The sequence below is a fragment of the Streptomyces sp. ITFR-16 genome (assembly GCF_031844705.1).
Lineage (GTDB): Bacteria > Actinomycetota > Actinomycetes > Streptomycetales > Streptomycetaceae > Streptomyces.
Genome location: NZ_CP134609.1, coordinates 5,975,363 through 6,002,034 on the forward strand (window position 1 = coordinate 5,975,363; position 26,672 = coordinate 6,002,034).

General features: G+C 72.6%; 24 protein-coding genes. 17 read left to right on the forward strand and 7 right to left on the reverse strand.

Annotation, left to right across the window (positions count from 1 at the left end):
• The first annotated feature begins 65 nt into the window (after nucleotides 1–65).
• The 5 genes from RLT58_RS26430 (at nucleotide 66) to RLT58_RS26450 (ending at nucleotide 5,555) form a co-directional block, all read left to right on the forward strand.
• On the forward strand, nucleotides 66–308 hold the full coding sequence (locus tag RLT58_RS26430; protein WP_311312862.1) for a hypothetical protein: 243 nt from the start codon (nucleotides 66–68) through the stop codon (nucleotides 306–308).
• Between the two features lie 37 nt (nucleotides 309–345).
• Entirely contained in the window at nucleotides 346–1,707 is a 1,362-nt protein-coding gene (locus tag RLT58_RS26435) for an NYN domain-containing protein (protein ID WP_311314656.1), read from the forward strand.
• Nucleotides 1,708–1,990: 283 nt separating this feature from the next.
• A complete protein-coding gene (locus RLT58_RS26440) occupies nucleotides 1,991–3,016 on the forward strand; it encodes a C40 family peptidase (RefSeq protein WP_311312863.1) in 1,026 nt (341 codons plus the stop codon).
• A 237-nt stretch (nucleotides 3,017–3,253) separates the two neighbouring features.
• Nucleotides 3,254–4,285, forward strand: coding sequence for a C40 family peptidase (locus RLT58_RS26445; RefSeq protein WP_311312864.1), 1,032 nt, complete (start codon nucleotides 3,254–3,256; stop codon nucleotides 4,283–4,285).
• Between the two features lie 16 nt (nucleotides 4,286–4,301).
• Entirely contained in the window at nucleotides 4,302–5,555 is a 1,254-nt protein-coding gene (locus tag RLT58_RS26450) for a hypothetical protein (protein WP_311312865.1), read from the forward strand.
• On the opposite strand, the gene RLT58_RS26455 is transcribed toward RLT58_RS26450, so the two are convergent.
• Nucleotides 5,512–6,777: a glycosyltransferase 87 family protein gene (locus RLT58_RS26455; RefSeq protein WP_311312866.1), complete on the reverse strand. Its 1,266-nt coding sequence runs from the start codon at nucleotides 6,775–6,777 to the stop codon at nucleotides 5,512–5,514. The two genes, RLT58_RS26450 and RLT58_RS26455, sit on opposite strands and share 44 nt — an antisense overlap.
• A gap of 103 nt (nucleotides 6,778–6,880) precedes the next feature.
• Here RLT58_RS26455 and RLT58_RS26460 point away from each other — a divergent pair, with 103 nt between their 5' ends.
• On the forward strand, nucleotides 6,881–8,023 hold the full coding sequence (locus tag RLT58_RS26460) for a glycosyltransferase family 4 protein (protein ID WP_311312867.1): 1,143 nt from the start codon (nucleotides 6,881–6,883) through the stop codon (nucleotides 8,021–8,023).
• Nucleotides 8,024–8,075: 52 nt separating this feature from the next.
• Here the strand turns inward: RLT58_RS26460 and RLT58_RS26465 are convergent, their stop codons facing one another.
• A complete protein-coding gene (locus tag RLT58_RS26465; protein WP_311312868.1) occupies nucleotides 8,076–9,872 on the reverse strand; it encodes an AMP-dependent synthetase/ligase in 1,797 nt (598 codons plus the stop codon).
• A gap of 277 nt (nucleotides 9,873–10,149) precedes the next feature.
• On the opposite strand from RLT58_RS26465, the gene RLT58_RS26470 reads away from it, so the two are divergent.
• The 6 genes from RLT58_RS26470 (at nucleotide 10,150) to RLT58_RS26495 (ending at nucleotide 15,127) form a co-directional block, all read left to right on the forward strand.
• Nucleotides 10,150–10,953, forward strand: coding sequence for a metallophosphoesterase family protein (locus RLT58_RS26470; protein WP_311312869.1), 804 nt, complete (start codon nucleotides 10,150–10,152; stop codon nucleotides 10,951–10,953).
• A 106-nt stretch (nucleotides 10,954–11,059) separates the two neighbouring features.
• Nucleotides 11,060–11,509: an SRPBCC family protein gene (locus RLT58_RS26475; RefSeq protein WP_311312870.1), complete on the forward strand. Its 450-nt coding sequence runs from the start codon at nucleotides 11,060–11,062 to the stop codon at nucleotides 11,507–11,509.
• A 4-nt stretch (nucleotides 11,510–11,513) separates the two neighbouring features.
• Complete coding sequence (locus RLT58_RS26480; protein WP_311312871.1) at nucleotides 11,514–12,734, forward strand: ArsA family ATPase; 1,221 nt, start codon at nucleotides 11,514–11,516, stop codon at nucleotides 12,732–12,734.
• An 83-nt stretch (nucleotides 12,735–12,817) separates the two neighbouring features.
• Entirely contained in the window at nucleotides 12,818–13,276 is a 459-nt protein-coding gene (locus RLT58_RS26485) for a DUF5304 domain-containing protein (protein ID WP_311312872.1), read from the forward strand.
• Nucleotides 13,277–13,349: 73 nt separating this feature from the next.
• The gene (locus tag RLT58_RS26490; protein ID WP_311312873.1) at nucleotides 13,350–14,291 is read left to right on the forward strand and encodes an ROK family glucokinase; all 942 of its coding nucleotides are present in this window, start codon (nucleotides 13,350–13,352) and stop codon (nucleotides 14,289–14,291) included.
• 77 nt (nucleotides 14,292–14,368) lie between these two features.
• The gene (locus tag RLT58_RS26495) at nucleotides 14,369–15,127 is read left to right on the forward strand and encodes an endonuclease/exonuclease/phosphatase family protein (RefSeq protein WP_311312874.1); all 759 of its coding nucleotides are present in this window, start codon (nucleotides 14,369–14,371) and stop codon (nucleotides 15,125–15,127) included.
• A 9-nt stretch (nucleotides 15,128–15,136) separates the two neighbouring features.
• Here the strand turns inward: RLT58_RS26495 and RLT58_RS26500 are convergent, their stop codons facing one another.
• Nucleotides 15,137–15,805, reverse strand: coding sequence for a hypothetical protein (locus RLT58_RS26500; protein ID WP_311312875.1), 669 nt, complete (start codon nucleotides 15,803–15,805; stop codon nucleotides 15,137–15,139).
• On the reverse strand, nucleotides 15,798–16,577 hold the full coding sequence (locus RLT58_RS26505; RefSeq protein WP_311312876.1) for an alpha/beta hydrolase: 780 nt from the start codon (nucleotides 16,575–16,577) through the stop codon (nucleotides 15,798–15,800). Before RLT58_RS26505 ends, RLT58_RS26500 begins: the two co-directional genes overlap by 8 nt.
• A 190-nt stretch (nucleotides 16,578–16,767) precedes the next feature.
• On the opposite strand from RLT58_RS26505, the gene RLT58_RS26510 reads away from it, so the two are divergent.
• From RLT58_RS26510 to RLT58_RS26530, 5 genes are all read left to right on the forward strand, one after another.
• Nucleotides 16,768–17,505 (forward strand): lysophospholipid acyltransferase family protein, encoded by a 738-nt coding sequence (locus RLT58_RS26510; protein ID WP_311314657.1) that lies wholly within the window; start codon nucleotides 16,768–16,770, stop codon nucleotides 17,503–17,505.
• Between the two features lie 38 nt (nucleotides 17,506–17,543).
• Nucleotides 17,544–18,770 (forward strand): MacS family sensor histidine kinase, encoded by a 1,227-nt coding sequence (gene macS / locus RLT58_RS26515; RefSeq protein ID WP_311312877.1) that lies wholly within the window; start codon nucleotides 17,544–17,546, stop codon nucleotides 18,768–18,770.
• The gene (locus RLT58_RS26520) at nucleotides 18,767–19,465 is read left to right on the forward strand and encodes a response regulator (protein WP_311312878.1); all 699 of its coding nucleotides are present in this window, start codon (nucleotides 18,767–18,769) and stop codon (nucleotides 19,463–19,465) included. The genes macS and RLT58_RS26520 overlap by 4 nt, the downstream gene beginning before the upstream one ends.
• Nucleotides 19,466–19,576: 111 nt before the next feature.
• Nucleotides 19,577–20,605 carry a 6-phosphofructokinase gene (locus tag RLT58_RS26525; RefSeq protein ID WP_311312879.1) on the forward strand — a complete coding sequence of 343 codons (1,029 nt, stop codon included), beginning with the start codon at nucleotides 19,577–19,579 and terminating at the stop codon, nucleotides 20,603–20,605.
• A gap of 76 nt (nucleotides 20,606–20,681) precedes the next feature.
• Nucleotides 20,682–21,686, forward strand: a complete 1,005-nt coding sequence (locus RLT58_RS26530; protein WP_311312880.1) for a 2-hydroxyacid dehydrogenase — start codon at nucleotides 20,682–20,684, stop codon at nucleotides 21,684–21,686.
• A 12-nt stretch (nucleotides 21,687–21,698) separates the two neighbouring features.
• On the opposite strand, the gene RLT58_RS26535 is transcribed toward RLT58_RS26530, so the two are convergent.
• The 3 genes from RLT58_RS26535 to RLT58_RS26540 all read right to left on the reverse strand — a co-directional run bounded on the left by RLT58_RS26535 (nucleotide 21,699) and on the right by RLT58_RS26540 (nucleotide 26,642).
• A complete protein-coding gene (locus tag RLT58_RS26535; RefSeq protein WP_311312881.1) occupies nucleotides 21,699–23,567 on the reverse strand; it encodes an anthranilate synthase family protein in 1,869 nt (622 codons plus the stop codon).
• Nucleotides 23,568–23,663: 96 nt separating this feature from the next.
• Nucleotides 23,664–23,720 (reverse strand): trp operon leader peptide, encoded by a 57-nt coding sequence (locus RLT58_RS36155; RefSeq protein WP_073735655.1) that lies wholly within the window; start codon nucleotides 23,718–23,720, stop codon nucleotides 23,664–23,666.
• A gap of 93 nt (nucleotides 23,721–23,813) precedes the next feature.
• Nucleotides 23,814–26,642: an N-acetylmuramoyl-L-alanine amidase gene (locus RLT58_RS26540; protein ID WP_311312882.1), complete on the reverse strand. Its 2,829-nt coding sequence runs from the start codon at nucleotides 26,640–26,642 to the stop codon at nucleotides 23,814–23,816.
• Nucleotides 26,643–26,672: the final 30 nt, after the last annotated feature.

Genomic DNA, 26,672 nt, shown 5'->3' on the forward strand with positions numbered 1-26,672 from the left:
GCGCACCGCGAGATCCTTGCCCGGCAGCTCGACAGCTCGACAGCCCGACGAAAGAGGACGCAACGATGACGACGGTTCCCCAGCCGACCGACGGGACCCGCTGGCGCTGCACGCTCTGCGGAAATCTGACCCGTTTCGATGTGACGCGCTCGTCCAAGGTCGTCGAGTACGTCCATCTCGACCTGGCCGGGGAGTCCAGCATCGAGGAACGCGAGGTCGTCAGTGAGACCATCGAGTCGGTGCGCTGTCGTTGGTGCAACGCGGTGGACCAGATCGAACTAGTCGACAGGCCGGGTGCCGACTCCTGACGGGGCCGTGCGGACAGACAACATGAGGTGACGGATGGTGGAGCAGCCCGAAGGCGGCGCCGCGTCGGCCGGTGCGGCCGACGACGCCGTGGAGGTGCTCGACCGCCCGCTGCCCGAAGGTGTGCGGCGCCGGGTCGTCGCGCTGGTCTCGGACGCGTTCGGCGGTCTCACGGTCAGCGAACTCCCGGCACAGCTCAGACAGTACGCCCGCTTCACCCCGACCCGGCGCGCCAAGTTCGCCGGGAACGCGATGGCGGCCGCGCTGGAGGGCGACGCGCCCTTCCGCCGGCGCATCGGTGAACGGCTCAAGGAGGCCCAGCCGGAGCTGGCGGGCGCCCTGGAGGCCGGTTCGCCGCCCGCCGCCGCGGATCCCGTGGACGTGGCCGCCGCGGCCTATGTGCTGCGCCCGGCCGGCTGGGTGAAGCTGGTCGCCGCCGCCGGCGAGGAGGCCCAGCGGGCCGACGCCGAGCGCGCCGACGAGGAGAGCCGGCGCGAGCTGGAGCGCCTGCGCGAGGAGCTGGCGCAGGCGCGCGCCCAGACGAAGAGCGAGACGGAACGGCTGCGCGCCGAGCTGGATGCGGCCCGCAAGGAGGCCGACTCCCTCCAGCGCAAACTGCGCAGCGCGGCCAACGAGGTCAAGCGCGGCGAGGCGGCGCTGCGCCGGGGCAGGGCCGAGAGCGACGCCGTACGGGCCGAGGCGGCCGCCCAGGTGTCCGCGGCCGAGAGCGAGACCCGGCGGCTGCGGGCGCGGCTCGGTGAGGCCGAGGCGGCCGTGGAGGCGGGCCGCAGGGCCGCCAGGGAGGGACGCTCGGTCGAGGACATGCGGCTGCGGCTGCTGCTCGACACGGTGCTGGACGCGGCGGCCGGGCTGCGGCGCGAACTGGCGCTGCCGCCCTCCTCGATGCGCCCCGCCGACAGCGTGGACGCGGTCGAGCCGGGCCGGATGTCTCCCAAGGACATCGCGGCCAGGGCCCTTTCGGAGACCGACCCGGCGCTGCTGGACCAGCTGCTGGCGCTGCCGCAGGCCCACATGATCGTGGACGGCTACAACGTCACCAAGACCGGCTATCCCCAGATGCCGCTGGAGAAGCAGCGGTTGAGGCTGCTGGGCGGTCTGGCGATGCTGGCGGCCCAGACGGGCGCCGAGATGACCTGTGTCTTCGACGGGGCCGAGCTGGCCGCGCCGGTGCTGCTCGCGCCGCCGCGCGGGGTGCGGGTGCTGTTCAGCAAGCCGGGGGTCACGGCCGACGAGCTCATCCGCCAACTCGCGCGCGCCGAACCGTCCGGACGGCCCGTGGTGGTGGTCTCCACCGACCGCGAGGTGGCCGACGGGGTGGCGAAGGCGGGGGCCAGGCCCGTTGCGTCCGTCTTGCTCCTGAAGCGGCTTTCGCGCGTCTAGTGCGGCTTGCGGTGACTTGCCGGATATCACGGAACGGACCGTCAAGTCACCGCTACACCCTGTGTGATGTGGGCAAAGAAGTGCCTCGTGTGACGAGATTTTTCCCGTGAGGATTTGAACTGATCACAAGATGGTCACTAGGGTCGGGCCTCGAACCTTCGCGCGGTTGATCACCCATCCGGGGTGACAGCGAAGGAACCGCCGAGTCCGTGATCTGCACGGAGCCGGGGATTCATCTCCCCACAGCCCGGTAGGCGGCTCGAGGAAGAAGGAGCTCGCCTTCGTGGCGTCCCACCGTCGTCCCAAGCAGCCGAGCCGCACCCGCGTGACCGTGCTCACCGCCACCGCCGCCGCAGCCGTGGCTCTCACCTCCCAGGCCGCTCACGCCGACCCCAAGCCGACCAAGAGCGAGGTCAAGGCGAAGGTCGACAAGCTCTACCACGAGGCGGAAGAGGCCACCGAGCAGTACAGCGGGGCCAAGGAGAAGCAGGAGAAGCTCGAGAAGCAGATCGGCGCGCTGCAGGACAAGGTGGCGCGCGGTCAGCAGGAGCTCAACAACCTGCGCTCGGGCCTGGGTTCCCTCGCCGCCGCGCAGTACCGCTCCGGAGGCATCGACCCCTCCGTGCAGCTCTTCCTCGCCTCCGACCCGGACAGCTTCCTGGACCAGGCCTCCGCGCTGGACCAGTTGACGGCCAAGCAGGCCGAGTCGCTGCAGAAGGTCCAGGAGAAGCAGCGGTCCCTCGCGCAGGAGCGCAAGGAGGCCCAGGACAAGCTGAGCGACCTCGCCGACGTCCGCAAGACGCTCGGCGAGAAGAAGAAGAAGCAGCAGACCAAGCTCGCCGAGGCGCAGAAGCTGCTCAACACCCTCACCGCCGCCGAGCGCCAGAAGATGCGCGAGGACGACCAGCGCGCCAGCCGCGCCGCCGGTGACCGCATCGACCTCGGCAACGAGGCCCCCGCCTCCGGACTGGGCGCCGCCGCCCTCCAGGCCGCCAACACCCGCGTCGGCATGCCGTACGTCTCCGGCGCCACCGGCCCCGGCTCCTTCGACTGCTCGGGCCTGACCCAGTGGGCCTACGCCCAGGCCGGTGCCCAGATCACCCGCACCACGTACACCCAGATCAACCAGGGCACGCAGATCCCGCGCAGCCAGCTCAAGCCGGGCGACCTGGTCTTCTTCAGCAACACCTCGCACGTGGCGCTCTACGCCGGCAACAACACCGTGCTCCACGCGCCGAAGCCGGGCGCGTACGTGCGCTACGAGTCAATGAACACGGTCGGCGCCTACCAGACCGCCGTGCGCATCTGACCACGCCCGAACGGGCGAATTCCCGCGCCCCGCACTGACAGCCGCCCCGCCGGAGACCACAGGTCACCGGCGGGGCGTCACTGTGTGTGCCTTCCGCCGGACCGGCGCGGTCTTTGTCCGCTCCGTGATCGTCCGACTACTGTCTGCCTGCTGTGCAGCTCCCGTGCGTCGGTCCGCCCGCCCCGGGTGGCAGGGGCTGCGCACGTCTGCGTACAGCGGAAGGGAGTACGGCGTCCTGTGGTGTCCCATCGCCGTTCCACACAGCCCGGCCTGAGCCGGAGCGTCCGGGCCACTGTCCTGTCCGCCGCGGCGGCCACCGCCGCGGCCACGCTCGGCGCCGCCACCGCCAGCGCCGAGCCGCAGGACTCGCCGCAGACCGCCGGGGCCCGGGTCGACCGCCTGTTCACCGAGGCGGAGCGGGCCACCGAGCAGTACAACAAGGCCGGTGAGAACGTCGGGCGGCTGCGCGGCGAGGTGAGCCGCGCCCAGGACCGCGCGGCCCGGGGCCAGGAGCGCATCAACCGCATGCGTACGGAGCTGGGTTCGGTGGCCCGGGCCGAGTACCGCTCCGGCGGCATCGACCCCTCGCTGGCCCTGCTGCTCTCCTCCGACCCGGACAACTACCTCGACCGGGCCGCCGCCCTCGGCCGCGCCGACGAGAGCCGCGCCGCCGCCCTGGCCGAACTCCGCAAGGCACAGCGCGTCCTGGCCCAGACCCGGGCCGAGGCCGCCCGCTCCCTCGCCGGCCTGAAGCGCAACCGCGAGGCCGTCAGCCGCCACAAGCGCACCGTCGAGCGCAAGCTGACCCAGGCGCGCCGGCTGCTGCGGTCGCTGCCGGGCGGCGAGCGGGCGGCGTTCGAGCGGGCCTCGCGCGACGGGCGGGACTTCGGCGCCGGCCCCCGGGCCGGACTCCCGGCCGGCTCGGCGCGGGCGGCGGCCGCCGTCATGGCGGTCCGCCGGGCGCTGGGACGCCCGTACGTCTGGGGTGCGAGCGGGCCCTCCGGATTCGACTGTTCCGGGCTGATGCAGTGGGCGTACGCCCAGGCCGGGGTCAGCCTGCCCCGTACCTCGCAGGCGCAGCGGTACGCGGGCCGCATGGTGCCGCTCTCCGAGGCGCGCCCCGGCGACCTGGTCACCTACCGGGCGGACGCCAGCCATGTCGGGATGTACGTCGGCAACGGCCAGGTGATCCACGCGCCGTACCCGGGCGCCGCCGTGCGCTACGACCCCGTCGGCATGATGCCCATCGCCTCGGTCACCCGCGTCTGACCGTACCCTCGGTCAGGTGGCTGATCAGGGGCGCACCGCGAGACGGGCGCGCGGAGGACGACGGCGTGCGGCGGGTGCCGTGCTCGCCGCGCTGCTGTGCGCCGCCGGCTGCGCCGCTCCGGCCGGCAGGGCGCCGGACACCGACGCGCGGGACATCCGCGCCACCCTCGACCGCCGCGCCGCCGCCGTACTGCACCACGACCCGGCCGGCTACGCCGCCGTCGTGGACCCGCGCGCCACGGCGCTGCGGACGGCGCAGCGCCGGGAGATCGGCCACCTCGCGGACGTGCCGATCGGCTCCTGGACGTACCGGCTGACGGACCTCTCCGCGCGCGGGAAGGGCCGGGCCACCGCCGACGTCCGCCTCGGGTACCGGATCAAGGGCTACGACAGCGCCCCGGTCTCCGTGGACCGCGTCCTGGACCTGACCCGGGACCCGGCGGACGGCCGCTGGTACATCACGGCGGACCGGGCAGCGGAGGGCGGGGCCCGGCAGCTCTGGGAGCAGGGCGACATCGACGTGGTGCGCGGCGGCCACAGCCTGGTGCTGGGAGTGGGCCGGACCCGGGCCGAGCTGGAGAGGATCGCCGCCACCGCGGACCGGGCGGTGCCGGCCGTCTCCGCCGCCTGGCCGGAGCGGTGGGCGGGCCGCGTGGTGGTGCTGGTGCCGGACACCGTCGACGACATGGCGGACCTGCTGGGATCACCGGCCGCGAACTACCGGGGCATAGCGGCCGTCACCACCGGCGAGACGGGCGGCTCGGGGAAGGCGCCGGCCGACCGGGTCATCGTCAACCCGGAGGCGTACGCGATGCTCGGCGCCTTCGGGCAGCGCGTGGTCCTCACCCACGAGACCACCCATGTGGCCACCCGCGCCCGTACCTCCGCCGCCACCCCCACCTGGCTCTCCGAGGGCTTCGCGGACTGGGCGGCCTACCGGGACCAGGAGCGCACCGCGACCGAGATCGCGCCCGAGCTGGCCGATGCCGTCCAGGCCGGTGACGTACCGGCCGCGCTGCCCGCGGACGAGGACTTCGGCTTCGCGGGGGACGCGGACCGGCTGGCGAAGGCGTACGAGGGCGGCTGGCTGGCCTGCGCGCTCATTGCCGACCACTGGGGCGAGGAGAAGCTGTTCGCCTTCTACCGGGCCGTCGGAGGGCACTCAGGGCGGGACGGAGCGGTGGAGCAGGCCCTGCACGAGGTGCTGGGCACGACTCCGCAGGACTTCACGGCGCGCTGGCGGGAGTATCTGGGGAGTCGGCTCGGCTGAGCGCGGGAGCGGCGCCCGCCGCGTCCGCCCCCTGCGGCGTCCGGCCCGGCACGGTCTCCCGCCACAGCAGCGCGCACGCCAGCAGGGACGCCGCGACCAGCAGCCCGTTGCGCAGGAACATCAGCGTCACGCCCGTCGCGTCGCTGGTCACCACATGGCCGAAGCCGAGCGGGAACTCCAGCTGGGTGACGCCCGTCGCCACCAGCACAAGACCGGCCGGCCACACCATCCGGCTCTCCCGGAACACCAGGCAGACCGCGGCCAGACCGACCAGCCACAGCATGTACTGCGGGCTGATCACCCGGCTCGTGGTGGTGAACAGCAGCACCGCGGTGAACGCCGCGTCCGCCGGCGTGCTCACCCCGAAGGTGCGCGCCCGCAGCCGCCACACCAGCAGCCAGCCGAACGCGACCACACTCAGCCCCAGTGCCAGCGTGCTCACCAGCGGCACATGCGGGCCCAGGAACTCCAGTGAGCCGTAGTGCAGCTCCACCCGGCCCTGCCAGCCGAACTGCCGCGCCACATGGAAGACCAGCGCCCCCAGCGACTCGACCTCGGTGCCCCGGTCGCGCTGGAAGCCCAGGAAGGCCAGCGCGCCCGGCGCCGCCGCCGTGCACAGCACCAGCAGCCCGAGGGCGACCCCGGCCGCCGTCGTCCAGGCCAGCCTGGTCCGGCGGCCGGGGGCGGTCCCGGCCAGCAGCAGGGCCGGCCACACCTTGAGCAGCGCGCCGAACGCGGCCAGGGCGCCCAGCACCCGGGGACGGCGCACCCCGGCCAGCAGCGCCGCCACGGCGACCGCCGTCACCATCACGTCGTACCGGGCGTACGCGGTCGTGCCGAGCAGGGGCACCCCCGCCACCCACACCCAGACCCCCGCCGTCCGCCGCCCGGACCCCCGGCCCGCGTACAGCAGCAGGCCCAGCACCAGGGCGTCGCACAGGAACGCCAGGACGAAGAAGGCCGAGGCGTAGTCCAGGAACGGCAGCAGGGCGGGGGAGAGGATCGCGAGTGCGGCCACCGGCGGGTACTGCCAGGTCACATCGGACTGCGGATAGCTGCCGGAGCGCAGGACGTCGTACCAGCCGTGGTAGATCACCGAGACATCGCTCGTCACGTCCGGTCCCGGCAGCGTGAACACCTTGACGACGCAGAGCAGCAGCACGGATCTGGTGAGCGCCCACACCGCGAAGGCCGCCGGACGTGTGCCGCTCGAACCCGTCATTGACCTGCCCTCGTCCCGTTCCGTCGGTGGTACGAGGAGCCATGATGCCTGCCCCGCCGGTGCGGGAGCCATCAGGCGGGGCCGCCCGGTACTGTCGGCGGCGATGGACAAGACCTTGATCGTGACCAATGACTTCCCGCCCCGCCCCGGCGGCATCCAGGCCTTCCTGCACAACATGGCGCTGCGGCTGGACCCGGACCGGATCGTCGTCTACGCCTCCACCTGGAAGCGCGGCGCCGAGGGTGCGGCGGCCACCGCCGCCTTCGACGCGGAGCAGCCCTTCACCGTCGTCCGCGACCGCACGACGATGCTGCTGCCCACCCCGCGCGTCACCCGCCGCGCCGCCCGGCTGCTGCGCACCCACGGCTGCTCGTCCGTCTGGTTCGGCGCCGCCGCCCCGCTCGGGCTGATGGCACCGGCGCTGCGCCGCGCCGGCGCCCGCCGGCTGGTCGCCACCACCCACGGCCACGAGGCCGGCTGGGCCCAGCTGCCCGCGTCCCGGCAGCTGCTGCGGCGGATCGGCGAGGGCACGGACACGATCACCTATCTCGGCGAGTACACCCGCTCCCGGATCGCCGCCGCACTCACCCCGGCGGCCGCCGGGCGCATGGTCCAGCTGCCCCCGGGCGTGGACGAGAAGACCTTCCACCCGGATTCGGGCGGGGACCGGGTCCGGGCCCGCCTCGGGCTCACCGGCCGGCCGGTCGTCGTCTGTGTCTCCCGGCTGGTGCCCCGCAAGGGCCAGGACACCCTGATCCTCGCGATGCCCGCGATCCTGGCCGAGCAGCCGGACGCCGTCCTGCTGATCGTCGGCGGCGGTCCGTACGAGGCCGGTCTCAGGAAGCTGGCGGCGCAGACCGGGGTGGCGGACTCGGTGCGGTTCACCGGGCCGGTGCCCTGGGAGGAGCTGCCCGCGCACTACGGGGCCGGAGACGTCTTCGCGATGCCGTGCCGCACCCGGCGCGGCGGCCTCGACGTGGAGGGCCTCGGCATCGTCTACCTGGAGGCGTCCGCGACCGGGCTGCCGGTGGTGGCGGGCGACTCCGGCGGCGCGCCCGACGCCGTGCTCGACGGCGAGACGGGCTGGGTGGTGCGCGGCGGCTCGGCCGAGGAGGCGGCGGAGCGGATCGTGACGCTGCTCGGCGACGCGGAGCTGCGGCGGCGGATGGGGGAGCGGGGCCGCGCCTGGGTCGAGGAGAAGTGGCGCTGGGACCTGCTCGCGGAGAAGCTCAGGACGCTGCTCTGAACGCACGAGGGGCCCGCACCGTGTCCGGCGCGGGCCCCTGCGTACGCGTGGATCAGGCGCGGTAGATCGACTCGACCTCGTCCGCGAAGTCCTTCGCCACCACGTTGCGCTTCAGCTTCAGCGAGGGCGTGATGTGGCCCGCCTCCTCGGTGAACTGGGCGCCCAGGATGCGGAACTTGCGTACGGACTCGGCCTTGGAGACCGCGGCGTTGCCGTCGTCGATCGCGCGCTGTACCTCGGCCAGCAGCTCCGGGTCCTCGCGCAGCGACAGGGCGGTGGAGCCGACGGGCTTGCCGTGCTCCTCGGCCCAGTGCCCGAGGAACTCCTCGTCCAGCGTCACGAGCGCGCCCACGAACGGGCGTCCGTCGCCGACCACCATGCACTCCGCCACCAGGGCGTGCCCGCGGATGCGGTCCTCGATGACGGCGGGCGCGACGTTCTTGCCGCCGGCCGTCACGATGATCTCCTTCTTGCGGCCGGTGATCGCGAGGTAGCCGTCCTCGTCGAGGGTGCCGATGTCACCGGTGTGGAACCAGCCGTCGGCCAGCACCTCGGCGGAGGCCGCCTCGTTGTTCCAGTAGCCGGAGAACAGGTGCTCGCCGTGCAGCAGCACCTCGCCGTCGTCCGCGATCCGCACCACGGAGCCGGGCAGCGGCTGGCCGACCGTACCGATCTTCTGCCGGTCCCACGGGTTGAAGGCGGTCGCCGCGCAGGTCTCGGTCAGGCCGTAGCCCTCCAGGACGGTGAAGCCGATGCCCCGGTAGAAGTGGCCGAGCCGCTCGCCCAGGGGCGCGCCGCCGGAGATCGCGTACTCGCCGCGGCCGCCGAGGACGGCCCGCAGCTTGCTGTAGACCAGCCGGTCGAAGACCTTGTGCTTGAACTTCAGGCCCATGGACGGGCCCTGCGGGGTGCCCAGCGCGCGGCTGTAGGCGATCGCCGTGTTCGCCGCCTTGTCGAAGATCTTGCCCTTGCCGTCGGCCTGCGCCTTGGCGCGCGCCGAGTTGTAGACCTTCTCGAAGACGCGCGGCACCCCGAGGATCAGGGTCGGCCGGAACGCGGCCAGTTCATCGGTGAGGTTCTTGATGTCCGGGACGCAGCCGAGCTTGATCGGGGCCATCACCGAGGCGACCTCGACCAGCCGTCCGAAGACATGGGCGGCGGGCAGGAAGAGCAGGACCGAGCACTCGCCGGTACGGAAGAGGGGCTTGAGCCGCTCGACCACGTTGCCGCACTCCGCGAAGAAGCTGCGGTGCGTCAGCACACAGCCCTTGGGGCGGCCGGTGGTGCCGGAGGTGTAGACGATGGTGGCCGGGTCGTCGGCCTTGGCGCCCGCGCTGCGCAGGTCCACGGTCTCCTCGGAGACCTCCGCGCCCGACGCCGTGAGCGCGTCGACCGCGCCCTTGTCGATCTGCCAGACATGGCGAAGCTCCGGCAGCCGGTCGCGCACGGAGGCCACGGCCCCGGCGTGCGCGTCGCTCTCCACCAGCACCGCGACGGCCCCCGAGTCACCGAGGATCCACTGCACCTGCTCGGCGGAGCTGGTCTCGTACACGGGCACGGTCACCGCGCCCGCGCTCCAGATCGCGAAGTCCAGCTGCACCCACTCGTAGCGGGTGCGGGACATCAGGGCGACCCGGTCGCCGGGCTCGACACCGGCGGCGATCAGCCCCTTGGCGGCCGCTCTGACCTCGGCCAGGAACTGCGTGGCGGTGACGTCCGTCCAGACGCCCGCCACTTTGCGGCTCATCACCGCGACATCGGGATGCTGAGCGGCATTGCGGCGGATGAGATCCGTCAGGTTGCCGTCCGAGGGGACCTCGTACAGGGCCGGAAGGCTGAACTCGCGCAAGACTGCTGCTCCTCATCGGGCTCCGGTGCCACGGCTCTGTGTGACGCACCGGCGCGGTCCATGATGGCGGGTGCTCAGTGGGGTGAGCACGACTGGACTGCCCGGACGTTACCCACCGGTACTCGGTTCCCGATAGGGGGTTCCGGCCAGATGTCTTATGCGTCACACATATCGGTGGTCCTTTCGCGCACAGTAGTCCACCCCGCCCGGCACCCGGAAGTAACCGCAGGTCCGGGGCCTCTACCCAGGTGGACGCCGGGGTTCTAGGGTGATCTTCATGGGAGCCGCACCGAACAGCCGGGCCGCCGCCGGGCGGCGCACCCGCGTCCATGTCGTCAGCGACGTGCACGGCAACACCGAGGCCCTGGCCCGCGCCGGGGACGGTGCCGACGCTCTCGTCTGCCTGGGTGACCTGGTGCTCTTCCTCGACTACGCCGACCACTCGCGCGGCATCTTCCCCGACCTGTTCGGCGTGGAGAACGCCGACCGGATCGTCGCCCTGCGCACCGAGCGCCGCTACGAGGAGGCGCGCGACTTCGGCCGAGCGCTGTGGGCGGGCATGGACCGCAACGCCGCGATCGTGGGGGCGGTGCGCAAGCAGTACGCCGAGATGTTCGCCGCGCTCCCCACGCCGACGTACGCGACCTACGGCAATGTCGACATCCCGGACCTCTGGCCCGAGTACGCCGGCCCCGGCACCACCGTCCTGGACGGCGAGCGCGCCGAGATCGGCGGCCGGGTCTTCGGCTTCGTCGGCGGCGGGCTGCGGACCCCGATGCGCACCCCGTACGAGATCAGCGACGAGGAGTACGCGGCCAAGATCGAGGCGGTCGGCCCGGTCGACGTCCTGTGCACGCACATCCCGCCCGAGGTGCCGGAGCTGACGTACGACACCGTCGCGCGCCGCTTCGAGCGCGGCAGCCGGGCCCTGCTCGACGCCATCCGCCGCACCCGCCCCCGCTACGCCGTCTTCGGCCATGTCCACCAGCCGCTGGTCCGCCGGATGCGGATCGGCGACACCGAGTGCGTGAACGTCGGCCACTTCGCCTCGACCGGCCGGCCCTTCGCCCTGGAGTGGTGACGGGGCCCGCACCGGGCCCTGGGACAAGGCGCCGCGCACACGCGATAGCCTTCTGGCGGCAGGCCTCTGCCGACCGACCGGTACACCGCACTGGAGGGCCACAGCGATGGCTGAACACACCAGCTCGAGCATCACGATCGAGGCGGCACCGGCCGACGTCATGGGTGTGATCGCCGACTTCGACCGCTATCCGGAATGGACCGGGGAGGTCAAGGAGGCCGAGGTGCTCGCCACCGACGACCGCGGCCGCGCCGAGAGGGTCCGCCTCGTCCTGGACGCCGGCGCGATCAAGGACGACCACACCCTCGCGTACACCTGGATCGGCGACTACGAGGTCAGCTGGACCCTGGTCAAGTCCCAGATGCTGCGCGCCATCGACGGCTCCTACGCGCTGGCCCCGCTCGGCGACGGCGACCGCACCGAGGTCACCTACCGGCTGACCGTCGACGTCAAGATCCCGATGCTCGGCATGATCAAGCGCAAGGCGGAGAAGGTCATCATCGACCGCGCGCTGGCCGGTCTCAAGAAGCGCGTCGAGTCCGTCCCGAAGGCCTGACCCCGTGCGTACGGTCCTGGTCACCGGCCTCGGCGGCGCCGGCCGTACCACCGTCGCGGCGGCGACCGCGCTGGCCGGTGCCCGGGGCGGCGCCCGCACCCTGCTCGTCTCAGCCGACGCCATACCCGGCTTCCCCCAGGCCACCGAACCCACGCCGGTCACCGACCGGCTGTGGTCCGTCCGGATCGACTCCGGCGCGCACTTCCGCAGTGAACTCCTCACCCTCCAGGACCAGTTGTCCGGTGTGCTCGACCTGCTCGGCGGCAACCGGATGGACGGCGAGGAGCTGACCGAACTCCCCGGCAGCACCGAGCTCGCCACGCTGCACACCCTGCGCCGCGCCGCCCGGGGCGACTGGTCCCGCGAGGGCTACGACCTCCTCGTCGTCGATCTGCCGCCGCTGCGCGAGGCACTCGCCCTGCTCGCCCTGCCCGAACAGCTGCGCCGCTATCTGCGCCGGCTGCTGCCCCAGGAACGCCAGGCCGCCCGCGCCCTGCGCCCGATGCTCGCCCAGCTGGCCGGTGTGCCCATGCCCGCCCAGTGGCTGTACGAGGCCGCAGCCCGGCGCGACGCCGAGCTGGCCGAGGTCCAGGCACTGATCGAGGACCGGGCCACCACCCTGCGGCTGGTGGCCGAACCCGGCCCGGCCGCCGAGGACGCCCTGCGCACCGCCCGCACCGGCCTCGCCCTGCACGGGCTGCGCGTCGACGCGCTGGTCGCCAACCGGGTGCTGCCCGGCCACTCGCCGGACCCGTGGTTCGCCGCGCTCGCCGCCCAGCAGGAGAAGTGCCTCGCCCACTGGCGCGAGGAATGGTCCGCCGAGGCCCCGCCGGTGCAGGTGCCCCACCTCGGCCGCGATCCCGAGGGGCCCGCCGGCCTCGCCGCGCTGACCGGCCCGGACGACGTGCTCGCGGTCTCCCCGGACGGCCGGGACGGGGGCCGCGCCGAGGACCCCTGGTGGATCGAGGAGGCCGGCGCCCCCGACGGGCCCGACGGCGCCGACGGGATACTGCTGTGGTGCCTGCGGCTGCCCGGCGCCGTCAAGAAGGACCTCCAGCTCGTCCGGCGCGGCAGCGAACTCCTGCTGACCGTCGGCCCGTTCCACCGCATCGTGCCCCTGGAGTCCGCCCTGCGCCGCTGCACCGTCTCCGGCGCCGCGCTCACCGACGGGGTGCTCCGGGTCCGGTTCACGCCCGACCCCGCGCTGTGGCCCAGGACGAGCTGAACGGCGTACCACCGTTCGGGTAACGTCGGTAGTACGTGTCCGGTATGCCGGGCCGCCCGGCCACCCAGTCGCAGGAGTCCGCCATGAGCGAAGCCACCGATCGTCCCGTCGACGACGACGCGTGGGCCCAGGCCTGCGCCGAGGATCTCGCCGCCGAGAAGGCCCGCCGCCGCGCCGAGTACGGGCCGCCGCCCGGCTCCGCCGCCGAGGAGCTGCGCAAGCTGGTCGACGCCGTCGCCGACAAGCTCGGGTCGCTCCAGTCGCCGCTGTTCGGGGTCGCGGCCCAGGGCGCCGTGCAGCAGGTCATCCGCCAGGCGAAGTCCGCCGTCGAGCCCGTCATCGAGCGCAATCCGGACGTTTTCGATCACATCGCCGCCGCCGGCAGCGAACTGCTCGCGGCCTACCGCTCGGCCGTCGAGGGACAGGAACGCCGCTGGACCCAGGGCGCGGGGGACCCCGCGGGCACGGAAAAGAAGGCGGACGACCCCTCCGACCCCCGCGACGAGGGGCCGGGCAGCGGCGAACACATCGACCTGGACTGACCGGCGCCGACAGTGCGGGGCCCGGCCTCGGGTACGGTTGCCTCAGCGGGGCTCGACCGAAACTGAGGGATTCATGGGACTCACCATCGGCGTCGATATCGGCGGCACGAAGATCGCAGCTGGAGTGGTCGACGAAGAGGGCCACATCCTCTCGACCTTCAAGGTGCCGACCCCGCCGACGGCCGAAGCCATCGTGGACGCCATCGCGGCGGCGGTCTCCGGCGCGAGCGCGGGACACCCGGTGGAGGCAGTCGGCATCGGCGCCGCCGGCTACGTCGACGACAAGCGGGCCACGGTGCTGTTCGCACCGAACATCAACTGGCGGCACGAGCCGCTCAAGGACAAGGTCGAGCAGCGCGTCGGCCTCCCCGTCGTCGTCGAGAACGACGCCAACGCGGCGGCCTGGGGCGAATACCGCTTCGGCGCCGGCCAGGGCCACGACGACGTCATCTGCATCACGCTCGGCACCGGCCTCGGCGGCGGCATCATCATTGGCAACAAGCTCCGGCGCGGACGCTTCGGCGTGGCCGCCGAGTTCGGCCACATCCGGGTCGTCCCGGACGGTCTGCTCTGCGGCTGCGGCAGCCAGGGCTGCTGGGAGCAGTACGCCTCCGGCCGCGCGCTCGTCCGGTACGCGAGGCAGCGGGCCAACGCCACCCCCGAGAACGCCACGATCCTGCTGGGCCTCGGCGACGGCACGGTCGAGGGCATCGAGGGCAAGCACATCAGCGAGGCCGCCCGGCAGGGCTGCCCGGTGGCCGTCGACTCGTTCCGCGAGCTGGCCCGCTGGGCCGGCGCCGGACTCGCCGACCTCGCCTCGCTCTTCGACCCCTCCGCCTTCATCGTCGGCGGCGGCGTCTCGGACGAGGGCGAGCTGGTCCTCGACCCGATCCGCAAGTCGTTCCGGCGCTGGCTGATCGGTGGCGAATGGCGCCCGCACGCCCAGGTGCTCGCGGCCCAACTGGGCGGCAAGGCCGGGCTGGTGGGCGCGGCGGACCTGGCCCGCCAGGGCTGACCCCGCCGGAAACGGACACGCAGGACGCCCGTCGCGCCCCCTCGGGGAGCGGCGGGCGTCCGCCGTATCGTGAGCACATGGCCACGATGTCGCTGCCCGCTTCCCGCACCGAGGAGGACGGCTCGGCCGTCATCCGGGTGCTCAGCTACAACATCCGGTCGATGCGCGACGACACCGCCGCGCTGGCCCGGGTGATCCGCGCCTGCGCCCCCGACCTGGTCATGATCCAGGAGGCGCCGCGCTTCTTCCGCTGGCGCAAGCGCGCCGCCCGGCTCGCCGCCGCCACCGATCTGGTGATCCTCTCCGGCGGTGCCACCGCGGCCGGACCGCTGCTGCTCTGCTCCTTGCGCGCCGCGGTCGAGCGCACCGAGGACATCCTGCTGCCGCTCACCCCGGGCCTGCACCGCAGGGGCTTCGCCACCGCCGTGGTACGGATCGCGGGCACCCGGATCGGCGTGCTGAGCTGCCATCTGAGCCTCCAGCGCCAGGAGCGCGCCGCCCAGACCGAACGGCTGCTGGAGACGGTGGACGCGATGGGCGTGGAGCACGCGGTCGTCGCCGGCGACCTCAACGACGTACCGAGCGGGCGGGCCTTCCGGCGGCTGGCCGGCCACTTCCAGGACTGCTGGGAGGTACGGCCGCTGGGCGGCGAGTACACCTTCCCGCCGCAGGACCCGCGGCGGCGGATCGACGCGGTCTTCGCGACCGCAGGCATCGAGGTGGTCGGCTGCGGGGTGCCGGCCGGGCTGCCCGGGGTCACCGGCGCCGACCTGCTGGCCGCGACCGACCATCTGCCGGTGCTGGCCGCGCTGCGGGTGCCGGCCGCCCCGGCGTGAGGACCCGGCTCAGACCACCGCGCCGCGGCCCGGGTCGTCGCCGTCCTCGTCGTCGTGCTCCATCCGGGCCACCAGCGTGACGAAACCGCCCAGGAAGCCGCCGACGCAGACCGTCGTCAGCCACCAGGTCATCTCCCACTGGAGCAGCACCGCGACCAGCAGCAGCACCGGGCCGCCGACCACCGCGAGCCAGGCGAACTTCGCCGTGACGTCGGCCTCCGGCAGCGGCGGCGGCTCCGGCGGCACGAAGTGCCCCTCGCCGCTGTCGTCCTCGTCGTCGATGTCACCGGCGGACGGCTCCGCCGGTTCGTAGTCGCGCGGGCCGCCCACACCCGGGGCGAACACCACGGAGCTGCCCAGCGGATTGTCCGGCTTGGGCGGACGCTTGCCGATGCCCTTGTCCGGGTCCAGCGCGGTCAGCGGGCCGTCGTCCGGCAGCGCGAGATCCTCGATGGACCGGAAGGGCCGCGCCCCCGGCGGGTCCGGCGGCTCCTCCCCGTACCCCGCGACGATCGCCTTCCAGACGGCGTCCTCGTCGACCGGGGTCTCCCCGCCGCCCGCGGCGGTGGGTCCCTCGGGCGGCGGCGCACCGCCGTCGTCGGGAACGGCCGCTCCCTCGGCGGGGAGCGGCTCGCGCTCCTCCTCGCTGCCCGCGCGCTCCGCGTCGTGCTCAGCCACCGGACGTGCTCCCCTTCTTCCCGACACTCGGAGCGAGGCGGCCGATGAACGCATGGCTCTCGTCGAAGATCCGCTCCGCATCGTGGTCCAACGTCGCGACGTGGTAGCTCTGTTCCAGGAGGATCTCGCGGACGTCGGTCGAGGACACCCGGCTCAGGATGCGGGCCGAGTCGGCGGGCGGCACGACATGGTCCTGGGGGCTGTGCAACAGCAGGAGCGGCTGGGTCACCTGGGGCAGCTCGCCGTCGACGAGCCGGAAGAACTTCCGTACCGAATGGGCCGCGTGCAGGGGCACCCGGTCGTAGCCCACCTCGTCCGATCCCTTCAGCGCGATGTCGCTCACCAGGCCCTTCGTCGTCGGCACCAGATGACGGACGACCGGCAGCGCGTGCGCCGCCAGGCCGTGCACCTTGTTGGCCGGATTGACGAGCACCAGGCCCCGGACCGCGTCACCGTGCTTCGCGGCGAGCCGCAGCGCCAGCGCGCCGCCCATGGAGAGGCCGAAGACGAAGACCTGCTCGCACCGCTCCAGCAGCCCGCGCAGCTCCCGGTCCACCTCCGCGTACCAGTCCTGCCAGCCGGTCACCTGCATGTCCTGCCAGCGGGTGCCGTGCCCCGGCAGCAGCGGCAGCGAGACGGTGAGGCCGCGCGCGGCCAGGTACTCGGCCCAGGGGCGCAGCGACTGCGGCGAGCCGGTGAATCCGTGACAGAGGAGGACGCCGACCTCTCCGCCCTCGTGGCGGAACGGCTCGGCTCCAGGAAGGACCGGCACCGGGGTCTCCTGTTCGTGAGGCTCGAAGGGGAGCGAAAGGGGGGAGTGCAGACGGATTACTTCACCGTACGCGACCGGACCGACACCGACCAGGGCCGTCCCCGGCCGGTGCCTGGGACACCCGGCCCGTGCCGCGGGTTAAGGTCTGTCGGACAGCACACAGGAGGCACCCGAGTTGATCTACGGCGCTATGAAGTTCTCCATCGGCGGGTCTCTGAAGCTCGCCTTCAGGCCGTGGGTGGAGGGCCTGGAGAACATCCCCGAGCGGGGGCCCGCGATCCTCGCCAGCAACCATCTGTCGTTCTCCGACTCCTTCTTCCTGCCGGCCGTCCTGGACCGCAAGGTGACCTTCATCGCCAAGGCGGAGTACTTCACCGCGCCCGGTGTGAAGGGCAAGCTCACCGCCGCCTTCTTCAAGGGCGTCGGCCAGCTCCCCGTGGACCGCTCGGGCGCGCGCGGCGCGGGCGAGGCGGCGATCAAGGCCGGCATAGAGGTCATCGAGAGCGGCGGGCTCTTCGGTATCTACCCGGAGGGCACCCGCTCGCCCGACGGCCGGCTCTACCGGGGCAAGCCCGGCGGGCTCGCCCGGGTGGCGCTCGCCACCGGGGCGCCGGTCATCCCCGTCGCGATGATCGACACGGAGAAGATCCAGCCGCCGGGCCAGGTGATGCCCAAGCTGATGCGCCCGGGAATCAGGATCGGCAAGCCGCTCGACTTCAGCCGGTACCACGGCATGGAGGGCGACCGCTTCATCCTGCGCTCGGTCACCGACGAGGTGATGTACGAGATCATGAACCTCTCCGGCCAGGAGTACGTCGACATCTACGCGACCGCCGCCAAGCGGCAGATCGCCGACGAGGCGAAGCGGCGGGCCGAGGCCGCGAAGAAGACCGCGTCGGACACGGACAGGGACCGCGGCGGCGCCTGAGCGCGCGCGGGCGGTCCACCGGGGTGGGGGAGAGGACGATGGCCAAACGGGTCCGGGTCGTGCGGATGTCGGTCGAGCAGCCGCTGTGGCGGGCGCTGACCGCCTACCGCATCCTGACGATGCTCTACGCGATCCTGCTCGCCGTGTTCGCGCACGGCGCGTACGACCGGACCTGGGTGGCGGTCGCCTTCCTGTCGGCGATGGCGCTCTGGACGCTCGCCACCCTGCCGAAGGTCGGCTCGGCCGCGGCCTGCACCAAGCGCTTCCTGGGCGCCGATCTCGCGGTCGCCCTCACCGGCATCCTCGTCACTCCGCTCGCCGACTTCCAGGCCCAGCACGTCGACGGGCCGACCCTGCCGTCCATCTGGACCGCGGGGTCCGTCCTGGCCTTCGCGATCAAGGGCGGCTGGCGCTGGGCGGCGTTCGCCTCCAGCCTCGTCGCCGTCGCCAATCTCGTCGAGCGCGCCGAGCCGAGCCGCGACACCCTGCACAACGTCCTGCTGGTCTGGGTCGCCTCGATAGCCATCGGGTACGTCGTCGAGGTCGCCCGCGCCAGTGAGCGCACCCTTGCCCGCGCCCTGGAGATCGAGGCCGCCACCCGGGAGCGGGAGCGGCTGGCCCGGGACATCCACGACAGCGTGCTCCAGGTCCTCGCCATGGTGCAGCGCCGGGGCGCGGCGATCGGCGGCGAGGCGGCCGAGCTGGGCCGGATGGCCGGGGAGCAGGAGGTCGCCCTGCGCACCCTGGTCTCCAGCGGTCTGGTGCCGCCCACCCGGGTCTCGGAGGAGGCGTCCGAGGGCGCCGTCGTGCGGACCGTCGAGCAGGACGACGACGAGCCGGAGGCACCGGGCGAGACCGATCTGCGCGCCCTGCTCGCCCCGCACGCCGGCTCCCGGGTCAGCTTCGCCGAGCCCGGCGCCCCGGTCCTGCTCGCCCCGGCCGCGGCCCTGGAGCTGGCGGCGGCCGTCGGCGCGGCCCTGGACAATGTCCGGGTGCACGCGGGGGAGGGCGCCCAGGCGTGGATCCTGGTCGAGGACTGGCCGGACGAGGTGATCGTCACGGTCCGGGACGACGGTCCGGGCATCCCGGAGGGGCGGCTCGCCCAGGCCGAGGGCGAGGGGCGGCTCGGGGTCGCGCTGTCGATCCGGGGGCGGCTGCGTGACCTGGGCGGTACGGCAGAGTTGATCTCGGTGCCCGGCCAGGGCACCGAGGTCGAGTTGAAGGTTCCGAAGGTTTCACGGGGGAAGGCGGGTTCGGTGCGATGAGCGCAGCACAGGAGAAGGACACCGGGGCGGGGCAGCGGCCGGTCAGGGTGATGGTGGTCGACGACCATCCGATGTGGCGCGACGCCGTCGCCCGTGACCTCGCCGAGGCCGGCTTCGACGTGGTCGCGACCGCGGGCGACGGGCCGCAGGCGGTGCGGCGGGCCGGGGCCGTCACCCCCGACGTCCTGGTCCTCGACCTCAATCTGCCCGGCATGCCCGGCGTCCAGGTCTGCAAGGAACTCGTCGGCGCCCAGCCGGGCCTGCGGGTCCTGGTGCTCTCCGCGAGCGGCGAGCACGCCGATGTGCTGGAGGCGGTCAAGTCCGGGGCCACCGGCTATCTGCTCAAGTCGGCGAGCACCCAGGAGCTGACCGAGGCCGTCCGCTCCACCGCGGCAGGCGACCCGGTCTTCACCCCCGGCCTCGCCGGTCTGGTGCTCGGCGAGTACCGCAGGCTCGCCTCCGAGCCCGCGCCCGTCGCCTCCGACGAGCCGAAGGCCCCGCAGCTCACCGACCGGGAGACCGAGGTCCTGCGGCTGGTGGCCAAGGGGCTCTCGTACAAGCAGATCGCCGAGCGGCTCGTCATCTCGCACCGCACCGTCCAGAACCATGTGCAGAACACCCTGGGCAAGCTCCAGCTGCACAACCGGGTGGAGCTCGTGCGGTACGCCATAGAGCGCGGGCTCGACGACGCCTGAGATCAACTCCCGAGCGTTGCACGGGAATTGACCGTCCGACCCATCCCGGAGTGACCTGGGTCACCCTTAACTTGGTGACGAGTGGGCTCACTTCGGCGAAGGGATGCTTCCATGCGAGTCGGAGTACTGACCGGGGGAGGCGACTGCCCCGGGCTCAACGCGGTCATCCGCGCCCTCGTCCGCAAGGGCGTGCAGGAGTACGGCTACGACTTCATCGGGTTCCGGGACGGCTGGCGCGGGGCGGTGCAGGGCAGCACCGTCCCGCTCTCCGTCCCCGCGGTGCGCGGGATCCTGCCGCGCGGCGGCACCATCATCGGTTCCTCGCGCACCAATCCGCTCGCCGTCGACGGGGGCGTGCGCCGGATCAGGGAGAACCTCGCCGCGTACGAGGTCGACGCCCTCGTCACCATCGGCGGCGAGGACACCCTCGGCGTGGCGGCGACCCTGTCCGACGAGCACGGCATCCGCTGCGTCGGCGTGCCCAAGACCATCGACAACGACCTGTCCGCCACCGACTACACCTTCGGCTTCGACACCGCCGTGGGCATCGCGACCGAGGCCATCGACCGGCTGCACACCACGGCCGAGTCCCATATGCGGGTCCTCGTCGTCGAGGTGATGGGCCGCCACGCGGGCTGGATCGCGCTCCACTCGGGCCTGGCCGGGGGCGCCAACGTCATCCTCATCCCGGAACAGCGCTTCGACATCGACCAGGTCTGCGCCTGGGTGGCCTCGCGCTTCCGGGCCAGCTACGCACCGATCGTGGTGGTCGCCGAGGGGGCCGTGCCCGCGCACGGCGCGATGGTCCTCAAGGACGGCACGCACGACTCCTTCGGACACGTCCGGCTCTCCGGCGTCGGCGAATGGCTGGCCCGGCAGATCGAGAGCCGCACCGGCCACGAGGCCAGGACCACCGTCCTCGGTCATGTCCAGCGCGGCGGCACCCCCAGCGCCTTCGACCGCTGGCTGGCCACCCGCTTCGGGCTGCACGCGATCGACGCGGTGCGCGACGGGGACTTCGGCAAGATGGTCGCCCTGCGCGGCACGGACATCGTGCGGGTGCCGATCGCGGAGGCCACCGCCCGCCTCAAGACCGTCGACCCGGCGCTCTACGCGGAGGCCGGAGTCTTCTTCGGCTGAGCGGCGCCGCGGGCCCCGCCGCCGTATATTCGCGATGACCGCCCCTGCGGGGCCCGCATCAGTCACGGGAGCAGTCGTGGAGATCCTGGCATTCGGTGTGCAGTCCGACGAGAAGCCGCTGATCGAGAAGGCCTTCGCCGGGAAGCACGAGGTCCGGTGCCTGGACGTCTTCCTGAACCGGGACACCGCCCCCATCGCGGCGGGCTACGAGGTCATCTCCACCAGCGTCAACGCCGACCTGGGCAGCGCCGTCCTGCAGACCCTCGCGGCCGGCGGCACCCAGATGATCGCCCAGCGCTCCACCGGCTTCAACAACATCGATCTGGACGTCGCCGAACGCCTCGCCCTGCGGGTCGCCCGGGTCTCCTGGTACTCGCCCTACTCGGTCGCCGAATTCGCCTGGACCCTCGCCATGGCGGTCAACCGCCGCGTCATCCGGGCCGCCGGCCGCACCCGCGACTTCGACTTCCGCCTCGACGGACTGCTCGGCCGCGACATGCACGGCCGCACCGCCGGCATCATCGGCACCGGCAAGATCGGCGAGGCCTTCACCCGGATCGCCCACGGCTTCGGCATGAATCTGCTCGGCTGGGACGTCGCCGAGAACCCCGGCTGCACCGAGCTCGGCATGCGCTACGTCGACAAGGAGCAGCTGCTCGCCGAGTCCGACCTGATCAGCCTGCACGTCCCGCTGCTGCCCGCCACCCACCACATCATCGGCAAGGACGCCCTCGCCCGCATGAAGGACGACGCGATCCTGATCAACTCCAGCCGGGGCGGCCTCATCGACACCTCGGCCCTGGTCGGTGAGCTGCGCGCGGGCCGGTTCCTGGGCGTGGGCCTGGACGTGTACGAGGCGGAGGCCGGGCTCTTCTTCCTCGACAAGTCCCTGGAGGGCGTCGACGACGACACCCTGGCCCGGCTCGTCACCTTCCCGAACGTCATCGTCACCTCGCACCAGGCGTACTACACGGAGGACGCGGTGGGCCAGATCATCGACGCCACGGTCCAGAACGTCGACGACTACCTGGCACGCCGCCACAGCGACAACGTCCTGGTCCCGGCCCCGCCCGCCCCCTGAGCCCGCCGTCCCTCAGCCGCGTACCGGCAGCCCCGCCAGCAGCTCGCCCACGATCGCCGCCCCGCGCATCGTCAGCACCGACTCCGGGTGGAACTGCACCGAGGCGAAGCCGTCCCCGCGCAGCGCGTGCAGCTCCCCGGTCGCCGCGTCCACGCTGCTCTCGATGCCGTGCGCCGCCAGCTCGGCCGCCGCCGCCTCGTCGCAGCGCGCGGTGAAGCTGTTGTAGAAGCCGACGGTCTCCGGCCGCCCGAACAGCTCGATCCTGGTCTGCGCCCCCTGGTACGGCACCGCCTTGCGGACGATGTCCAGGCCCAGTTCCGCCGCGATCAGCTCATGGCCCAGGCACACCCCCAGCAGCCCGTGCCGGTGCTCGCGGACCAGCCCGGCGGTCAGCGAGCGCAGGAACCGCATCTTCGGGTCGCCCTGATCACCCGGGTTCCCCGGCCCCGGACCCAGCACGACGGGCCCCTCGTGCGCCCGCACCGCCTCGCGCAGCCCGGGCTCGTCGTAGCGGCGCACGGAGACGTCGAGCCCCGAGGCGCGCAGCAGGTGCCCCAGCATCGCGGTGAAGGTGTCCTCGCCGTCCACCACCAGCGCATGGCCCGACAGCGCGTCGGTGCGCTCCTGCATCCGCAGCCAGAACGGCGCGAGTCCGCCGCGCCTGGCGTCCAGTGCCTCCCGCACCCGGGGATCGGCGGCCAGCAGGGGCCGCTCCCCCTCCGCCTCGGGCCGGGCCGGGCGCACCCCCAGCGCGGCCAGCACCCCGGCCGCCTTCGCATGGGTCTCGGCGACCTCGCTCTCCGGGTCGGAGTGGCGCACCAGCGTCGCCCCGACCGGCACCCGCAGCCGGCCCTCCGCCGAGATGTCGGCGGTCCGGATCAGGATCGGCGAGTCCAGCGTCTGCGTCCCGTCGGGTGCCTGCCGCAGCAGGGCCAGCGCGCCCGCGTAGTAGCCCCGCCCGCCGGACTCGTACCGCTCGATGACCCGGCAGGCGTTCTGCACGGGGGAGCCGGTGACGGTCGCCGCGAACATCGTCTCCCTCAGCACCTCCCGTACGTCCAGCGAGGAGCGTCCGCGCAACTCGTACTCCGTGTGCGCGAGATGGGCCATCTCCTTGAGCCGGGGGCCGATCACCACCCCGCCCATGTCGCCGACGGTGCACATCATCTTCAGCTCCTCGTCGACCACCATGGAGAGCTCCTCGGTCTCCTTGCGGTCACCGAGGAAGTCCAGCAGGCCCTCGGCGCTCGGCCCCTCGGCGGGGTAGCGGTAGGTGCCGCTGATCGGATTCATCACGACCGTCCCGCCGGACATCCGCACATGCACCTCCGGGCTGGCTCCGACCAGTGTCCTGCCGCCGGTGTGGACGACGAACGTCCAGTACGCCCCACGCTCCCCGGCCAGCAGCCGCCGGAACAGGGCCAGTGCGTCCGCCCGGCCGAAGCCCGGGATCTCGCCCCGGAAGGTCCGCCGGATCACGAAGTTCGCGCCCTCGCCCCGGCCGATCTCGTCCTCGACGACCCGCCGCACGGTCGCCGCGTACTCCTCGTCGCCGACGTCGAAGGCCCCGTCGCGGACGTCCACCTCATGGGCCGGGAGCAGCTTCAGCGCCTCGTCCACGCTGAGTTCGTACGTCTCGTCGGCGACCAGCACGGACAGCGGGGTCCCGTCGTCCCGTACGTCGAAGCCGCGCTCGGCGATCTGGCGGAACGGCACCAGGGCCAGCGAGGGCCTTTCGCCGACGGGGAGTTCGGCCAGCCGCTCCACCTCGCGCACCTCGCCGATCAGCACCTCGACGGTGTCGTGGTCATGGCCGGGAGTGCGCCTGCGGAGCAGGGCGAAGGGCGGGCAGTCGTCGCGGAGCAGTCGGTCGATCGTCATGCGGGGTGTTCCTTCCAGGAAGATCAGCTGGGAGGAACGGCCCCGGACACGGAAAAGGCCGCCCCTCGGGCGGCCTCTGCGTCGGTGTACGCGCGATCAGTGGGCCGCCGGATGAGCGGTCCACCACCAGTTACGGGTCGAGTGCGCGAACATGTCCCGAACCCTAACCCACGCCGTGCGGCGACGGGGCCTGTTCCCACCCGGCCGGGTGGGAACAGGCCCCGCGCTCACGGTCCTGCCCGCCGGCTAGAACAGCGTGTCGTAGATCTGCCAGCCGGTCCCGACCTGCACCTTCTTGGCGAAGGGCGCCGCCGTGTCACCGGTGGAGTGGTAGAACCAGAAATTCCCGGAACCGTCCACGCCGACCAGGTCGCCCCGGCCGTCGCGGTCCAGGTCGCTCGGTCCGAGCAGCAGCTTGTACGCGCCCCAGCCCGTGCCGATCTTGACCCTCTTCGCGTACGGGGAGGCCGCCGAGCCGGTGCCCGTGTAGATCCACAGCACCCCCGACTTGTCCCGGGCCACGAAGTCGGCCCTGCCGTCGCCGTTCAGGTCGCCGGTGGAGACCAGGGTGTCGTAGATCTGCCAGCCGGTGCCGATCTGCGCCTTGGGCGCGAAGGGCTTCGCCGGGTCACCCGTCCCCTTGTAGAAGAAGATCGCGCCTGCGGCGTTGCGCGCGATCAGATCCGCCTTGCCGTCACCGTCGAGGTCCCGCATGCCGGTCAGGCTGTCGTACTGGTTCCAGCCGCTGCCCACCTTCAGCCGGGCCAGGTACGGCTTGTCCGGGTTGCCGCTGCCCCGGTAGTACCAGAGCACGCCGTCCTTGCCCCGGGCCACGATGTCCCCAGTGCCGTCGGCCCGCAGCGCGGTCATGGCGGTGATCGCCGTGTAGTTCTCCCAGCCGTAGCCGGCCTGGTAGCGGCGGTAGTACGGCGAGGATGCGGTACCGGTGCCCTGGTACTGCCAGATGCGCCCGGCGCTGTCCCGGCCCATCACGTCGTACCGGTCGGTCCCGGCATCCGGGACGGTGCTGCTCGCCTGCTGGACGTCGCTCGCCTTGACCCAGGCGATGCGGTGGTTGTAGCGGATCGGGTAGAAGAGGTTCGTGCTCCCCTTCACCAGGGTGCGGTCGTTGTCGGCCGTGCCGGCGAAGGTGCCCGCGAACCAGTAGTCGCCGGCCTGGGCCGGACCCGCCTGCGCGTAGACCTGGCCCGCCGGGACGCTGTACTTCGTCAGCGAGTCGTTGTTCTTGTCCTGGACCGGGACGCCGGTGCCCGCGTAGGCCGCGTCCTCGGGGTAGGCGCGCCCGTACACCGGGATGGAGGCCGCACCGCTCCTGGGCTTCAGCACCGGCTGGGCGGTCCTGGCGACCGTCTTGGTGAACTGGCCGCCCGGGTTCTGGAACCAGGCCTTCTTGCCGCCGTACCAGATGGCGGTCCAGTCGCCCTTCGACTCGGCGACCACGTACGCACCGCCGGCGACGACCTTGTTGCCCCAGTTCGGCCCGTCGGTGTCCTTCACGTTCGGCATGTACGGGTCGACGATCTTCGCCGCGGACGTGGAGGCCGAGGTGTAGAGGTAGCCGAAGTTCGCCGGCTGCTTGGCGACCGCGCTGCCGCCGTACGTCAGCTCGGGCTGGTTGGCCGAGGTGAACGGCGGCACCACACGGACCACCTCACCCGCCTTGACCGGACCGCCCGCGCCACTGGCACCGGTCGGGGCGCCCATCAGGGACATGTAGTGGTTCCAGTCCCAGAAGGGGCCCGGGTCCCAGTGCTGGGAGGCGACATTGCCGTCCAGGACGCCCGGCACCTCGTCGTGGCCGATGATGTGCTCACGGTCCAGCGGGATGCCGAACCTGGCGGCGAGATACTTCACGAGCGTCGCGGAGGACTCGTACTGCGGCTCCGTGTACCAGCTGCCCGACTTGATCGCGTAGCCCTCGTGCTCGATGCCGACCGAGTGCATGTTCACGGTCTTGTTCGCCGCGTGCCACGCCTCGTCCTTCGTCTGCACCAGCTGTGTGACCAGGCCGTCCTTCGCCCTGATCAGGTAGTGCGCACTGGCGTACGAGGCGGGGTTCTGGAAGGTGGCCAGCGAACCGTCGTAGCCGCCCTCCGTGTCGTGGATGACGATGTAGCGGATGTCCTCGCCGCCGGCCGGACGGTTCGCCTCGTTGTAGTTGCCGAAGTCGTCCGGGGTCGAGCTGTTCTGCTTGTACCCGGCGGGCTTGAAGTCGCAGTTCAGCCCGGAGGGGCACTCCGGGGCCGGGGCCGCGGTGGTGCTCGCGTTCGTCGCGGCCAGCGGCATCCTGGCGGGCCTGACCGGGGTCACCGACGGCTCCGCGGGCAGCGACAGCTGCTGGCCGTCGGCCGTCACCCGGCTCTCGCCGCTTTTCACCGACTCGAACACGCGGTTGGCGAAGAGCGTGGCGCCCTTGGTGTCCGGCGCCTGGCTGTAGCGCGCCACGGCGGGGTACCACTTGCCGGCGTCGCCGGGCAGCGAGCCGGTCGCGTCCTTCTGGTACTTCGCCAGCAGCGCGGCGCCCGCGCGGATGCTCTGCGCGGTGTCGTCCTGGACGTCGCCCGCCGGCCTGTCGATGAGCTTCGCGGCCTCGTCCAGCGTGTGCAGCTCGGCCGCGCCGGTGTCGACCCGCTTCGGCAGCCCGCGCAGCGCGCGCCCGGCGTCGAAGTGCTTCGTGACGGCCGGGTCACCGCTCATGTTCAGGTGAGCGAGCCGCTCCGCGTCGGTCGGCTGCTCGATGTCGTCCTCGGTGACCCGGGTGAGCCCCATGACGTTGTACGCCCCGCTGGTGCTCGGCTCGCCGTCGTGGCTCTCCCACAGGGTCTGCCGGTACGAGACCGCCATCAGCACGCTCTGCGGGACGTCGAACTCACGGGCCGCGTCCTCGAACTGCGACTGCAGGACGGCGGCCGGGGAGCCCGGCTTGCCGTCGGTGGCCGCGGGGTCCTGCGAGGCCATGGCCAGCGTGCCGATCGTCGCGGTCGCGACGACCGCCGCCCCGGCCCCGTACAGCAGCCGTCTCCTGCCGAGGTCCCTCCGGTGATTCCGCTTCAAGTCCCCACCCCTGTTGTCCACTTGTTCAAC